This is a genomic window from Staphylococcus taiwanensis, assembly GCA_020544305.1.
GTDB lineage: Bacteria > Bacillota > Bacilli > Staphylococcales > Staphylococcaceae > Staphylococcus > Staphylococcus taiwanensis.
The window spans coordinates 1,991,743-2,006,092 of the sequence record CP058667.1 but is presented as its reverse complement, the minus strand read 5'-3'; the positions used below and the strand labels follow the sequence as shown (position 1 = coordinate 2,006,092).

15 protein-coding genes and 1 riboswitch are annotated in these 14,350 nt (G+C 33.4%); of the genes, 13 read left to right on the top strand and 2 right to left on the bottom strand.

All coding sequences use genetic code 11. The features are described from left to right. Nucleotides 1-50: 50 nt before the first annotated feature. A riboswitch (SAM riboswitch) is annotated at nt 51-156 on the top strand. 84 nt (nt 157-240) lie between these two features. The 3 genes from HYI43_09575 to HYI43_09565 are packed head-to-tail and all read left to right on the top strand — an operon-like array spanning nt 241 to nt 2,788. Continuing rightward, nucleotides 241-1,266, top strand: coding sequence for a methionine ABC transporter ATP-binding protein (locus HYI43_09575; GenBank protein UDI78789.1), 1,026 nt, complete (start codon nt 241-243; stop codon nt 1,264-1,266). Continuing rightward, complete coding sequence (locus tag HYI43_09570; GenBank protein UDI78788.1) at nt 1,259-1,954, top strand: ABC transporter permease; 696 nt, start codon at nt 1,259-1,261, stop codon at nt 1,952-1,954. Before HYI43_09575 ends, HYI43_09570 begins: the two co-directional genes overlap by 8 nt. 18 nt (nt 1,955-1,972) lie before the next feature. Next, complete coding sequence (locus HYI43_09565; GenBank protein UDI78787.1) at nt 1,973-2,788, top strand: MetQ/NlpA family ABC transporter substrate-binding protein; 816 nt, start codon at nt 1,973-1,975, stop codon at nt 2,786-2,788. A gap of 60 nt (nt 2,789-2,848) precedes the next feature. On the opposite strand, the gene HYI43_09560 is transcribed toward HYI43_09565, so the two are convergent. Next, entirely contained in the window at nt 2,849-3,013 is a 165-nt protein-coding gene (locus HYI43_09560; protein ID UDI78786.1) for a hypothetical protein, read from the bottom strand. A 174-nt stretch (nt 3,014-3,187) separates the two neighbouring features. Between HYI43_09560 and HYI43_09555 the strand changes: the two genes are divergently transcribed. Next, nucleotides 3,188-3,385, top strand: coding sequence for a CsbD family protein (locus HYI43_09555; GenBank protein UDI79296.1), 198 nt, complete (start codon nt 3,188-3,190; stop codon nt 3,383-3,385). Between the two features lie 99 nt (nt 3,386-3,484). Here the strand turns inward: HYI43_09555 and HYI43_09550 are convergent, their stop codons facing one another. Continuing rightward, nucleotides 3,485-4,336 carry a DUF368 domain-containing protein gene (locus HYI43_09550; GenBank protein UDI78785.1) on the bottom strand — a complete coding sequence of 284 codons (852 nt, stop codon included), beginning with the start codon at nt 4,334-4,336 and terminating at the stop codon, nt 3,485-3,487. A 360-nt stretch (nt 4,337-4,696) separates the two neighbouring features. Here HYI43_09550 and sufC point away from each other — a divergent pair, with 360 nt between their 5' ends. The 9 genes from sufC (at nt 4,697) to HYI43_09505 (ending at nt 14,345) form a co-directional block, all read left to right on the top strand. Beyond that, nucleotides 4,697-5,458, top strand: coding sequence for a Fe-S cluster assembly ATPase SufC (gene sufC / locus HYI43_09545; GenBank protein UDI78784.1), 762 nt, complete (start codon nt 4,697-4,699; stop codon nt 5,456-5,458). 178 nt (nt 5,459-5,636) lie between these two features. Next, nucleotides 5,637-6,944 carry a Fe-S cluster assembly protein SufD gene (gene sufD, locus HYI43_09540; GenBank protein ID UDI78783.1) on the top strand — a complete coding sequence of 436 codons (1,308 nt, stop codon included), beginning with the start codon at nt 5,637-5,639 and terminating at the stop codon, nt 6,942-6,944. A 52-nt stretch (nt 6,945-6,996) separates the two neighbouring features. Continuing rightward, nucleotides 6,997-8,238, top strand: a complete 1,242-nt coding sequence (locus HYI43_09535) for a cysteine desulfurase (protein UDI78782.1) — start codon at nt 6,997-6,999, stop codon at nt 8,236-8,238. Further along, complete coding sequence (locus tag HYI43_09530) at nt 8,228-8,689, top strand: SUF system NifU family Fe-S cluster assembly protein (protein UDI78781.1); 462 nt, start codon at nt 8,228-8,230, stop codon at nt 8,687-8,689. The genes HYI43_09535 and HYI43_09530 overlap by 11 nt, the downstream gene beginning before the upstream one ends. A 194-nt stretch (nt 8,690-8,883) precedes the next feature. Continuing rightward, entirely contained in the window at nt 8,884-10,281 is a 1,398-nt protein-coding gene (gene sufB / locus HYI43_09525) for a Fe-S cluster assembly protein SufB (protein UDI78780.1), read from the top strand. Nucleotides 10,282-10,487: 206 nt separating this feature from the next. Then, the gene (locus tag HYI43_09520; protein UDI78779.1) at nt 10,488-11,168 is read left to right on the top strand and encodes a DUF5080 family protein; all 681 of its coding nucleotides are present in this window, start codon (nt 10,488-10,490) and stop codon (nt 11,166-11,168) included. A 282-nt stretch (nt 11,169-11,450) separates the two neighbouring features. Continuing rightward, nucleotides 11,451-12,524, top strand: coding sequence for a nitronate monooxygenase (locus HYI43_09515; GenBank protein ID UDI78778.1), 1,074 nt, complete (start codon nt 11,451-11,453; stop codon nt 12,522-12,524). Nucleotides 12,525-12,654: 130 nt separating this feature from the next. Beyond that, nucleotides 12,655-13,503, top strand: a complete 849-nt coding sequence (locus tag HYI43_09510) for a DUF72 domain-containing protein (GenBank protein UDI78777.1) — start codon at nt 12,655-12,657, stop codon at nt 13,501-13,503. 14 nt (nt 13,504-13,517) lie between these two features. Further along, the gene (locus tag HYI43_09505; GenBank protein UDI78776.1) at nt 13,518-14,345 is read left to right on the top strand and encodes a sulfite exporter TauE/SafE family protein; all 828 of its coding nucleotides are present in this window, start codon (nt 13,518-13,520) and stop codon (nt 14,343-14,345) included. The last annotated feature ends 5 nt before the right edge of the window (nt 14,346-14,350 follow it).

The window sequence follows — 14,350 nt, the reverse complement described above, 5'->3', positions numbered from 1 at the left end:
CGAAATTATAGTGCAATGGTAGGATATAAATTAATTAAATAGTGCGAAAACTCTTATCAAGAGAGGTGGAGGGATGTGCCCTATGAAGCCCGGCAACCGTCTAATTATAGAAATGGTGCCAATTCACATAAAGTTACTTACTTTAGAAGATGAGAGAAAGATGATTGAATGCTTTCTCGACTTAACTAAAGTGAGGAAGCATTTTTTAATTATATAATGTTTTTTAAGGAGGCACTTAACGTGATTGAGTTAAATCAAGTTGTAAAACGCTATCACACGAAAGATAAGGACGTACTAGCAGTTGATCACGTTGACTTAAATATAGAATCAGGCTCGATTTTTGGAGTCATCGGATTCTCTGGTGCTGGTAAAAGTACGTTAATTAGAATGTTTAATAATCTAGAAGCACCTACATCAGGTGACATTATTATAGATGGCGACAATATTAACAAACTTTCAAAGGCAGAATTAAGAAGAAAACGTCAAAAAGTCAGTATGGTATTCCAACATTTTAATCTGTTATGGTCACGTACTGTACTTCGCAATATAATGTTTCCATTGGAAATTGCAGGCTTTTCAAAAAGGAAAGCCGTAGAGAGAGCACAAGAATTAATAGACTTAGTTGGCTTAAAAGGGAGAGAAAATGCCTACCCTTCAGAATTGTCTGGTGGTCAAAAACAAAGAGTTGGAATTGCACGTGCACTAGCTAACGAACCAGATGTTCTATTATGTGATGAAGCAACTAGTGCACTTGACCCACAAACGACAGATGAAATTTTAGATTTATTATTGAAGATAAAAGAACGTGAAAATCTTACAATTGTTATTATTACTCATGAAATGCATGTCATAAGACGTGTCTGTGATGAAGTAGCCGTTATGGAAAGTGGTCGCGTCATTGAACAAGGTAAAGTTACACAAGTATTTGAAAACCCTCAACATGAAGTCACTAGACGATTTGTAAAAGATGATTTAGATGATGACTTTGAAGAATCAATTAAACATTTAGAACCGTTAGATTCAGATGCATATATTGTAAGACTTAACTTTAATGGTGAGAACACTACAGAACCAGTGGTTTCATACATAACTAGAGCACATAACATTGATGTTAATATTCTTGAAGCAAATATTAAAAACACGCGTGGTGGCTCAGTTGGTTTCTTAGTCATTCATATTCCTCATATTGCTAAAGATGAATTTGAGAAATTTAAAGATGATTTGCATCAGCAACATGTGAATGTGGAGGTGGTTAAGCATGGATAAATCATATGGTGATATTTTTAAAGAAATGATTACGATGCCTAACGTACAATGGCCAGATGTTTGGCAAGCCATTTATGAGACGTTGTATATGACGATTGTTTCAACATTTTTTGCATTTATATTTGGCTTAATTTTAGGAGTACTACTCTTTTTATCAGCTAGAAGTCATTCAAAAGGTGCAAGAGTGTTTTACAGCATCGTTTCATTTATTGTTAACTTATTCAGAGCAATTCCATTTATCATTTTAATTTTGCTATTAATTCCATTTACAAGTGTTCTTTTAGGAACAATCAGTGGTCCTACTGGGGCTTTACCAGCCTTAGTGATTGGTGCTGCACCATTCTATGCAAGATTAGTTGAAATTGCTTTTAAAGAAATTGACAAAGGTGTTATTGAAGCGGCTTGGTCAATGGGGGCAAGTACATGGACAGTCGTTCGTAAAGTACTATTACCAGAAGCAATGCCAGCTTTAGTATCAGGTATTACTGTTACAGCCATCGCGTTAGTTGGTTCAACTGCTATCGCAGGTGTTATCGGTGCTGGTGGTTTAGGTAACCTAGCATATTTAACTGGTTTTACGCGAAACCAAAATGATGTCATTTTAGTTTCAACAGTATTTATTTTAATTATTGTATTTATAATTCAATTTATTGGTGATTGGATTACAAATAAAATTGATAAACGATAAGAAAAGAGGAATGATTCAATGAAAAAACTTTTTAGCTTATTTTTAGTTTTAACTTTAACTGTAGTTTTAGCTGCTTGTGGTAATGGCGGCGGAGGTAAAGATAAGAAAATTGTTGTAGGTGCATCGCCAGCACCACATGCTGAAATTTTAGAAAAAGCTAAGCCTTTACTTAAAAAGAAAGGCTATGATTTAGAAATCAAAACAATTAACGACTATACTACGCCTAACAAATTATTAGATAAAGGTGAATTAGACGCAAACTATTTCCAACATGTACCTTATTTAAAAACTGAAAGTAAAGAAAAAGGTTACAAAATTGAAGATGCTGGTAAAGTGCATTTAGAGCCAATGGCTGTTTATTCTAAAAAATATAAAAGCTTAAAAGACCTTCCAAAAGGTGCAACTGTTTATGTTTCTAATAACCCAGCTGAACAAGGTCGTTTCTTAAAATTCTTCGTGGACGAAGGTTTAATTAAACTTAAAAAAGGCGTGAAAATTGAAGACGCTAAATTCAGTGATATTACTGAAAACAAAAAAGACATTAAATTTAACGCTAAACAATCTGCAGAGTATCTACCAAAAATTTACGAAAACCAAGATGTTGATGCAGCTATCATTAACTCTAACTATGCAATTGATCAAGGCTTAAGCCCACAAAAAGATTCAATCGCAGTTGAAAAAGCGAAAAACAACCCTTATGCAAACTTAATTGCAGTACAAAAAGGTCATAAAGATGATGCTAAAATTAAAGCATTAATCGAAGTATTACAATCTAAAGAAATTAGAGATTACATTAACGATAAATATAAAGGTGCCGTTGTACCTGCAAAATAATTTGTAATTAGAATAACCTCCGTAGTTGGATAACTACGGAGGTTATTAATGTAGTGAGATTTAAAATGAATTTCTATCTTTATACAGTATACCAACACCCACACCACTTGAACCCATGGTATAATCAAACTTTATAATTTCGATATAAGGTTGGTCATCTAAAAAGCGATTCACCTTTTTATTTAAACCACTCTCAGTCATAGCTGTAAAATTAATAAATTTCATAGTCCTCACACCTCTTTTAACAAAAATAATTCATGTTCATTATATTTGAAATAGGGACATTATTATAGGAATAAATGACAAATTAAACACAATATATTAAAAATAATGTTTATGATTTATTTTAAGGGGTATTTAACAAATAACTAAGACATACAGTCTATCAAGGAGGAATTTATAATGGCTGAAGATAAATTTGAACAAGCAAAAGGTAACTTAAAAGAAACTGTTGGTAATGCAACTGACAATAAAGATTTAGAAAAAGAAGGTCAAAACGACAAAGCTTCTGGTAAAGCTAAAGAAGCTGTAGAAAACGTTAAAAATAAAGCAAACGACCTTATCGATAAAGTAAAAGGTAACAACGACAATAAATAATTTAATGATTATTTGAAGCATAAGTGCTAAGCACTTGTGCTTTTTTTATGTGAAAAAACTCGGGCAGATGAATTATTGATTCACCTGTCCGATTTACTTTTACGCATTATCATCTGTAATTTGGCCAATCCAATAGCTTGCGATAAATCCTAAGATTAAAGTAATCATTGAAATAATCCATTCAATACCGTTACTTGGTAGGCCAGGGAATACGGCATATATTGAACCAATAACGAAACCAGTTATTAATGCAAATGTAGTGACAAAATGATGATGCAGGAAGTATTTGATGATACGGCTAGATAATAAAAATCCTGCTAATACACCTAATCCTACAATGAGCAAAATTGGAAGACCGTCAAAGTTCAATTTAACTAAATCAGCAATCGCTAACATTATCGTTCCATAAGCACCAAATACTAGTAACATGAATGATCCTGAAATACCAGGTAATAACATGGCACTTGAAGCACACGCACCAGCTAAGAAATATTTAATAATAAGACCAAAAGATAAATGAAGTAATGTGTCAGCGCTTTGATTACCTGAATTCATTAATGTAATTGCTACGAGTATAATAATGCCAATGATTAATACACCGTAATGTTTTGCTGTAAATGTGTCTTTAAAATTCGCTGTCCTTAACAAATAAGGGATAATCCCAATGATTAGTCCAGTAAAGAAGAACATCGTTGTAACTTGATGATGCTCCAATAAATAATTAATTAAATTACTTAAGATACCAATAGCTAATCCCATACCAATTAATATAGGAAGTGAAAATTTCAAACTAGGCCAAAAGCGTTTTGAAAATAAACCACTAATGGATGAAATAAACCCATCATAAATACCTAGTAGTAAAGCTATCGTACCACCACTAATTCCTGGAACCAAATCTGTCGTTCCCATACCAAAACCTTTTAAAATATTAATCCACCTAAAATGTTGCATGAATGTCTCCTTTCTAAATTAGATTAAATTGCATAATAACAGAAATTTCAAAAATAATAAAATATATAGGTTGTAAATTTATAATATATTTAATAATAATTATCATCACTAAATATTGTGTCGAAAATATTTCTATTGAGAACCATGGGCTTCTGATTATCAGTTTCATTAATAATTTTTAACTAGATAAAAATTATTTTAGTTAAATAATGAGTCTAATTTAGAGTTTTAATAAGTTTATATTAGGGACTAATTACGTTATAATGAAGTGTATTAAAGTACACAAAGTCTTTTTGACTACAAATTAAAATTATTATAAACTAGTTAAGAAAACTTTATATTTACACGGAGGGAATATAAATGGCATCAACATTAGAAATTAAAGACCTACATGTGTCTATTGAAGATAAAGAAATTTTAAAAGGTGTTAATTTAACTGTTAATACAGGCGAAATACATGCAATTATGGGACCTAATGGTACTGGTAAATCAACATTATCATCTGCAATCATGGGTCACCCAACTTATGAAGTAACACAAGGTGAAGTGTTATTAGACGGCGTTAATATCTTGGAATTAGAAGTTGACGAAAGAGCGAAAGCTGGTCTTTTCTTAGCGATGCAATACCCATCAGAAATTACTGGTGTAACGAATGCGGACTTCATGCGTTCAGCAATTAATGCAAAACGTGGAGAAGGTCAAGAAATTAACTTAATGCAATTCATCAAGAAATTAGATAAAGAAATGGATTTCTTAGATATTGATAAAGATATGGCTCAACGTTACTTAAATGAAGGTTTCTCTGGCGGTGAGAAAAAACGTAACGAAATTTTACAATTAATGATGTTAGAACCTAAATTTGCAATTCTTGACGAAATCGACTCTGGTTTAGATATCGACGCTTTAAAAGTTGTATCTAAAGGTATCAACGAAATGCGTGGAGACGACTTCGGTGCGTTAATGATTACACACTACCAACGTTTATTAAACTACATTACACCAGACAAAGTACACGTTATGTACGGCGGTAAAGTAGTTAAATCTGGTGGTCCAGAATTAGCTAAACGTCTTGAAGAAGAAGGTTATGAATGGGTTAAAGAAGAATTTGGTGCTCAAGGATAATCTAGCAAATGTTCATCTTTGCTGATGAAACAAAACTATACTTCAATGTACTTTCAACATTAAAGTAAAACGATTAATTAAGTAAGACCGAGACATTATACTTTTCAGAAATTAAAAGTGGAGTATTGATTGTCTACAGTCGATAAAATTTTCATCAAGTAGGAGGAAAAAAAGAGTTATGACAACTGAAACTTTAAACATTTCTGAAGAACAACTTGTTGATTATTCTAAAGCGCACAATGAACCTTCTTGGATGACAGAATTACGTCAAAAAGCTTTGAAATTAACAGAAACTTTAGAAATGCCTAAACCAGATAAAACTAAATTAAGAAAATGGGATTTCGATTCTTTCAAACAACATAATGTTGAAGGTAAATCATTTAACGATTTATCAGAACTTCCCGATACAATTAAAAATATTATTGATGTCGAAAATACAAAAAACTTAGTCGTTCAACATAATAATGCATTAGCTTATACACAAGTGTCAGAACAAGCGACAAACAATGGTGTGATTATTGAAGGCTTGTCAGAAGCATTAGTAAATCACAGTGATTTAGTTCAAAAATATTTAATGACAGATGCAGTAACTGTTGATGAACATCGCTTAACTGCACTTCACACTGCACTTATCAATGGTGGCGTATTTATTTATGTACCTAAAAATGTTGTTGTTGAAGATCCAGTTCAATATGTTGTTTTACATGACGATGAGAATGCTAGCTTCTTCAATCATGTTATTATCGTAACTGAAGAAAGTGCTGAAATTACTTACGTTGAGAACTATCTATCAACTGCAAGTGGTGAAGGTAATCAACTTAATATCGTATCTGAAGTTATCGCAGGTGCAAATTCAAATATTACGTATGGTTCAGTAGATTATTTAGACAAAGGCTTTACTGGACACATCATTCGTCGTGGTACGACAGCAGCAGATGCTTCAATTAATTGGGCGTTAGGCTTAATGAATGAAGGTAGTCAAATTATTGATAATACAACTAATTTAATCGGTGATCGTTCAACAAGTGAACTTAAATCAGTTGTTGTTGGTACTGGTGATCAAAAGATTAACCTAACTTCAAAAATCGTTCAATACGGTAAAGAAACAAACGGCTATATCTTGAAACATGGTGTAATGCGTGAAAGTGCATCTTCAGTATTCAATGGCATTGGTCATATCAAACATGGTGGTACGAAATCTATCGCAAACCAAGAATCACGCGTATTAATGCTTTCTGAAAATGCTCGTGGCGATGCCAACCCTATCTTATTAATTGATGAGGACGATGTAGAAGCAGGACACGCAGCGTCAGTTGGTCGAGTAGACCCAGAACAACTTTACTACTTAATGAGTCGTGGTATTTCTCAAAAAGAAGCAGAACGTTTAGTTATTCACGGTTTCTTAGATCCAGTGGTACGTGAATTACCAATCGAAGATGTTAAACGTCAATTAAGAGAAGTAATTGAGCTTAAAGTTAACAAATAAAACTATAGAACTATAAAAGAGATTTTTAATATAAGAAAGGTCGTGAAATAAAGTGGCCGAAACTTCATTAAACGTTGAGGAAATCCTTAAAGATTTTCCTATATTAGATCAAAAAGTTAATGGAAACAGATTAGCTTATCTTGATTCATCAGCTACAAGTCAAACACCTGTACAAGTGTTAAACGTATTAGATGATTATTATAGACGATATAATTCTAACGTTCATAGAGGCGTTCATACTTTAGGATCACTTGCAACGGATGGCTACGAAAGTGCCCGTGAAACAGTTAGACGTTTCATTAACGCCAAATACTTTGAAGAAGTCATCTTCACTAGAGGTACGACAGCAGCAATTAATATTGTTGCGCATAGTTATGGCGATGCAAATATTAAAGAAGGCGACGAAATTGTTGTCACTGAAATGGAACATCATGCCAATATTGTACCTTGGCAACAATTAGCAAAACGTAAAAATGCTTCACTTAAATTCATTCCTATGACAGATGAAGGTGAATTAAGATTAGAAGATGTTAAAGCTACAATTAATGACAACACTAAAATTGTCGCAGTTGCACATGTGTCTAATGTTCTAGGTACAATTAATGATGTCAAAGCAATCGCTAAAGTAGCACACGAACATGGTGCAATTATTAGTGTTGATGGTGCACAATCAGTACCACATATGAAAATAGATGTTCAAGATTTAGATGTCGATTTCTTTAGCTTTAGTGGTCACAAAATGCTAGGTCCTACAGGTATTGGCGTCTTATATGGTAAACGTGAATTGCTCAAAGACATGGAACCTGTAGAATTTGGCGGTGACATGATTGACTTTGTAAGTAAATATGATGCTACATGGGCAGATTTACCTACTAAGTTTGAAGCGGGTACACCAATCATTGCACAAGCAATTGGATTAGCTGAAGCAATTCGCTACATTGATGAATTAGGCTTTGATGCGATTCATGCACATGAAAAAGAATTAACAGAGTATGCATATGAGCAAATGTCAGCAATTGAAGGACTTGAAATATATGGTCCGCCTAAAGAACGTCGTGCAGGTGTTATTACCTTTAATTTAGCCGATATTCATCCGCATGACGTTGCTACTGCAGTAGATACAGAAGGTGTGGCAGTTAGAGCTGGACATCACTGTGCACAACCATTAATGAAATGGTTAAACGTATCATCTACTGCGCGTGCAAGTTTCTATGTTTACAATACTAAAGAAGATATAGATCAACTTGTTGAAGCATTGAAACAAACGAAGGAGTTTTTCTCTTATGAATTTTAATAATTTAGATCAACTTTATCGATCTGTAATTATGGATCATTATAAGAATCCAAGAAACAAAGGCGTTTTAGACAATGGCTCAATGACAGTAGACATGAATAACCCAACTTGCGGCGACCGTATCAGATTAACATTTGACATTGAAGATGGTGTCATCAATGATGCTAAATTTGAAGGTGAAGGTTGTTCAATTTCAATGTCTAGTGCATCTATGATGACTGAAGCAGTTAAAGGTCATTCACTAGGCGAGGCAATGCAAATGAGTCAAGAATTCACTAAGATGATGCTTGGTGAAGATTATGAAATAACTGAAGAGATGGGCGATATTGAGGCACTGCAAGGTGTATCTCAATTTCCAGCACGTATTAAGTGTGCAACATTAGCCTGGAAAGCACTTGAAAAAGGCACAGTTGAAAAAGAGGGTAAAGCTGAAGGTACAACAGAAGAATAGTTACCTAATTGTTGCTATACAGGTCATGACTTGAGCATTTATAAATGACGAAATGCTTAATTATTAATCTGATCTTAACTTTTTACACTTGTGACTTTTTATGAAGGTTGCATATTGTTACAATGACAATAGACAATAATAAATATTAAAAATCTCACGCACGTCGTTTTAAATATATTTAAGGAGTGATTGAAATGGCTAAAAAAGCACCTGATGTTGGAGATTACAAATATGGTTTCCACGATGAGGATGTTTCCATTTTCAGATCAGAACGTGGTTTAACTGAAAATATCGTTAGAGAAATTTCAAATATGAAGGAAGAGCCAGAATGGATGCTTGACTTCAGACTTAAAGCTTTAAAATTATTCTATAAAATGCCAATGCCTCAATGGGGTGGCGATTTATCAGAATTAAACTTTGATGACATCACATACTACGTTAAACCTTCAGAACATACTGAACGTTCTTGGGACGAAGTACCTGAAGAAATTAAACGTACATTTGATAAATTAGGTATTCCAGAAGCTGAGCAAAAATATTTAGCAGGGGTTTCTGCTCAATATGAATCAGAAGTTGTTTACCACAACATGGAAAAAGAATTAGAAGAAAAAGGTATCATCTTTAAAGATACAGATAGTGCTTTACGTGAAAATGAAGAACTATTCAAAGAATACTTTGCTTCTGTTATTCCAGCAGCTGATAATAAATTCGCAGCATTAAACTCAGCTGTATGGTCAGGTGGTTCATTCATCTATGTACCTAAGAATGTTAAATTAGATACACCATTACAAGCATACTTCCGAATTAACTCAGAGAACATGGGTCAATTCGAACGTACATTAATTATTGCTGATGAAGGTGCATCAGTGAACTACGTTGAAGGTTGTACTGCACCAGTTTATACTACAAGTTCATTACACTCAGCAGTAGTAGAAATCATCGTTCATAAAGACGCACATGTACGTTATACTACGATTCAAAACTGGGCTAACAACGTTTATAACTTGGTTACAAAACGTACATTTGTTCATGAGAATGGTAACATGGAATGGGTAGATGGGAACTTAGGTTCTAAGTTAACGATGAAATATCCTAACTGTGTACTTTTAGGTGAAGGTGCGAAAGGTAGTACATTATCTATCGCCTTTGCTGGTAAAGGCCAAGTACAAGATGCTGGTGCCAAAATGATTCATAAAGCACCTAACACATCTTCAACAATTGTATCTAAATCGATTTCTAAAAATGGTGGTAAAGTTATCTATCGTGGTATCGTTCACTTTGGACGTAAAGCGAAAGGTGCACGTTCTAATATCGAATGTGACACATTAATCTTAGATAATGAATCTACTTCAGATACAATTCCATACAATGAAGTATTCAATGACAATATTTCATTAGAACATGAAGCGAAAGTTTCTAAAGTATCTGAAGAACAATTATTCTACTTAATGAGCCGTGGTATTTCTGAAGAAGAAGCGACTGAAATGATCGTAATGGGCTTCATCGAACCATTCACTAAAGAATTACCAATGGAATATGCGGTAGAAATGAACCGTTTAATTAAATTCGAAATGGAAGGCTCTATCGGCTAATCATCGATACCGTTTAATCTTTTCCGATAAAATTATAAAAAGTACCAGAGTGTATGTATCATATCAACACTTTGGTACTTTTTTATATCTTAGATTATCCAATACATATTTTATATTAATTATTTATTTTTATTATGATATAATTTTATATAATATTGAAAATAACAATAGATTTAATAAAATACATGTTTTGAGAGGACTCTACAATGTTTGACTTTTATGCGAATTGGTATTGGTTAATTAATCTTGTTGAATATGTTTTACTGTTTTTCGGTTCAATTGGTTTGGCCTTTGTAGCAATGTTTAGTTTAGAAAAGGTTCAGAAGAAAAAGAAAATTTGGTATTTGGGAATATTTTTAATTTATGCAGCATTACTTGAGTTGTTAATACATTTTTCTGGTGAGGAAATTCAAAGATATAATATGGTTTTTATCGTAACGATGCTTCCTTTCTTATGGATGTGCTATTTATCTAGTCATTACCTAATGCAGCGTCCTCTTAAAACAAAATTAGAATTTGTAAAATCTAGACATGGTAAGACGAATAAAATGACCAACCAAGAAATGAAATCTTTAAAAGATGAATTGCATACTGCCAAAATAAATGCATGGTCTGGTTCAATTGGAGCTGCTTATTTCATCGTTGCCTGGTCAGCTAAAATAAAATTTATTCACAGTAAAGAATGGATGACGTCACAAGAATTAGCTAGAACAGTAGAGAATTTATTAGGATTTGGAGGCTTTATGTTTTTAATCTCAGCCTTTTTAATCGTTATCTATTTCATTATTGACTTAGTGTTATGGAATAAGAGAGGTAAATTTCCCGGACTGGTATTTCGACCAATGATTTTCTGTTTATGGCAATTTTTGTTTTTGATTTCGATTTAATAAATAGATTAGTATCATAATTAAAGTGCTTTCCTAATGATAGATTAGATATAGGCACACCTGAAAATGTATTGTCAGCATTATCAAATTCATAGTTATTGAATAAGCGTTTTATGATTAATTCAACAGTTTATAAGCAAGGCAAACTTTACAAAAGTTCAAGCCTTGCTATTATTTTTCAAAAAATTGCAAAGTTTAGTGAAAATTGGTGTAGGGAATAATTTAAATAATTTCAAATATTCATCGATGGCCTCAAAAAAATAAAGAAAAGGTGATATTCAAATGTGGTATGACAATCATTTAACGCAAATATTAAATATCAAATATCCTATTATTCAAGCAGGCATGGCAAGAAGTACAACGCCTGATTTGGTTGCGACAGTAAGTAATAATGGTGGATTAGGTTGCATCGGTGCAGGCTATTTTACAGCTGAAAAGTTAGAGCAAGAAATTCAAAAAGTGCAAGCATTATCGACACAACCATTTGGTGTCAATTTGTTTGTACCAAGTGATAATGCATATTCAGATGTGCAAGTAGAACATATGAATGCATGGTTAAAACCATATCGCAAGGCGCTAAATCTTGAAGAACCAGTAGTCAATATTTCTGAAAAGCAACAATTTCAAAACGCAATTGACACAATCATTAAATATAATGTACCAATATGTTGTTTTACCTTTGGCATACCTTCGAAAGATACTATTACTCAACTTAAAGATGCGAATATTATGTTAATTGGTACTGCGACCTCTGTCGATGAAGCGATAGAAAACGAACGTGCAGGTATGGATGTAGTGGTTGCTCAAGGTAGTGAGGCGGGTGGTCATAGAGGATCTTTCTTACCTGCAAAGCAGCACCATGAACCACTTATCGGCACAATGAGTTTAGTTCCTCAAATTGTTGATCAGGTATCCATACCAGTCATTGCGGCGGGTGGTATTATGGATGGTCGTGGTATCTTAGCGAGTCAAATACTAGGAGCTCAAGGTGTTCAAATGGGTACAGCTTTCTTAACTACTGAAGAAAGTGGTGCCAATGACCTAGTTAAACATGCTGTACTTCATAGTAAAGAAACGGATACAGTGGTTACGGATGTCTTTAGCGGTAAATTTGCCCGTGGTATTAATAATGAATTTGTTGAAACAATGTCGAAATATGAAGGTGAAATCCCTCCATATCCTATACAGAATCAATTAACCAATTCAATTAGAAAGACAGCTGCTTCACACGATAAACGTGAATGGACGCATATGTGGAGTGGTCAATCGCCTCGTTTAGCTACTTCACAAAAGGTTGTTCATTTAATGGACCATCTCGTTGCGCAAGTTGAAGATATTTTGAAGGCTGTGCAGTAGTTTTTATTTTTTAGAAAATGATGTGAGCTTTAGGGTGCTGCATTTTCAAAAATAATAAGAAAATGTAAAGTTAGTATGGAACAAGTGATAACTTAAAAATGAATATGGTATCATATAGCTGGTGATAACAATGATAAATATAGGTCTTACTGGATGGGGAGATCATGATACTTTGTATGAGGACTTACAACGTCAATCAGATAAGTTACTAACCTATGCAAGTCACTTTCCTGTTGTTGAACTTGATGCCTCTTATTACGCCATCCAACCCGAACGTAACATCATGAAGTGGATTAAAGAAACACCAGAACGTTTTGAATTTATAGTGAAAATCCATCAAGCGTTGACACTTCATGCAGATTATAAAGCATTTGCGGAAACGCGCAGTGCGTTGTTTGAACAATTTAAATTAATGTTGCAACCGCTAATTGAACATCATAAATTGGCCATGGTGCTTGTTCAATTCCCACCATGGTTTGATTGTAACGCTCAAAATATTAACTATATTTTATACGTACGTCAACAATTAGCAGATATTCCAATGTGCGTCGAATTCCGTCATCAATCATGGTTTAATACGCAATTTAAGGAACAAACGCTAGCGTTTTTAACAGAACATCACATTATTCATGCAGTTGTTGATGAACCACAAGTTAAAGACGGCTCTGTTCCATTAATCAATCGAATTACGACAGAAACAGCTTTTGTTCGTTATCATGGAAGAAATAAACATGGTTGGACAAAAAAGGATATGACGGATCAAGAATGGCGAGATGTGCGTTATTTATACGATTATAATAAAGAAGAATTAACAGATTTAGCTAATAAGGTTAAGATTTTAGAACAAAAAGCTAAAAAGATTTATGTTGTCTTTAATAATAATTCGGGTGGTCATGCTGCTCAAAATGCAAAAACATATCAAGAAATATTAGATATAGATTATGAGGGCTTAGCACCTCAGCAACTAAAACTATTCTAAGAGGCGAAATTATAATGTTAGTAACAATTATTTTATTAGTAATTATTGGTCTATTATCGGCCGTTTTAGGTTCATTGGTTGGTATCGGTGGTGGTATCATCATTGTACCTACACTTGTTTATCTCGGTGTTACACACCATTTATTGCATGGCATAACGCCACAGATTGCGATAGGGACATCATCGGTAATTCTAATCGTCACAGGATTATCTTCTTCTTTAGGATATTTGAAAACGAAGCAGGTCGATATTAAAAATGGATCTATCTTCTTGTTCGGATTATTACCAGGCTCATTGATTGGTTCATTTTTAAGTCGATATTTAACGTTAAATTCATTTAATTTATATTTTGGTATTTTTATGATTATCGTTGCCATCATACTTATGGTAAGACATAAAATTAAACCATTTAAATTATTTGATAAAGAACAATACCGCAAGACATATGTTGACGCGGAAGGTAAAACATATCACTATAGTGTGCCACCATTATTTGCATTCTTTGCAACACTTTTAATTGGTATTTTAACTGGTTTATTTGGTATTGGTGGAGGCACCTTGATGACGCCATTGATGTTGATTGTATTTAGATTTCCACCTCATGTTGCAGTGGGAACAAGTATGATGATGATCTTCTTTTCAAGTGTGATGAGTTCAATAGGTCATATTTTACAAGGACATGTTGCTTGGTCATATTCGATTGTTTTAATTATTTCAAGTTACATTGGTGCTCAAATTGGTGTACGTGTGAATCGCTCTATCAAATCAGAAACAGTTGTCACATTACTACGTACAGTTATGTTAATTATGGGTGTATATTTAATTATTAAATCTTTTCTTTAAATAGA

Coding starts and splice junctions, on each gene's coding strand:
- HYI43_09570 (UDI78788.1), top strand. CDS start 1,259: ATGGATAAATCATATGGTGATATTTTTAAAGAAATGATTACGATGCCT.
- HYI43_09550 (UDI78785.1), bottom strand. CDS start 4,336: ATGCAACATTTTAGGTGGATTAATATTTTAAAAGGTTTTGGTATGGGA.
- sufC (UDI78784.1), top strand. CDS start 4,697: ATGGCATCAACATTAGAAATTAAAGACCTACATGTGTCTATTGAAGAT.
- HYI43_09515 (UDI78778.1), top strand. CDS start 11,451: ATGTGGTATGACAATCATTTAACGCAAATATTAAATATCAAATATCCT.
- HYI43_09510 (UDI78777.1), top strand. CDS start 12,655: ATGATAAATATAGGTCTTACTGGATGGGGAGATCATGATACTTTGTAT.
- HYI43_09520 (UDI78779.1), top strand. CDS start 10,488: ATGTTTGACTTTTATGCGAATTGGTATTGGTTAATTAATCTTGTTGAA.
- HYI43_09530 (UDI78781.1), top strand. CDS start 8,228: ATGAATTTTAATAATTTAGATCAACTTTATCGATCTGTAATTATGGAT.
- HYI43_09565 (UDI78787.1), top strand. CDS start 1,973: ATGAAAAAACTTTTTAGCTTATTTTTAGTTTTAACTTTAACTGTAGTT.
- HYI43_09505 (UDI78776.1), top strand. CDS start 13,518: ATGTTAGTAACAATTATTTTATTAGTAATTATTGGTCTATTATCGGCC.
- sufD (UDI78783.1), top strand. CDS start 5,637: ATGACAACTGAAACTTTAAACATTTCTGAAGAACAACTTGTTGATTAT.
- sufB (UDI78780.1), top strand. CDS start 8,884: ATGGCTAAAAAAGCACCTGATGTTGGAGATTACAAATATGGTTTCCAC.
- HYI43_09560 (UDI78786.1), bottom strand. CDS start 3,013: ATGAAATTTATTAATTTTACAGCTATGACTGAGAGTGGTTTAAATAAA.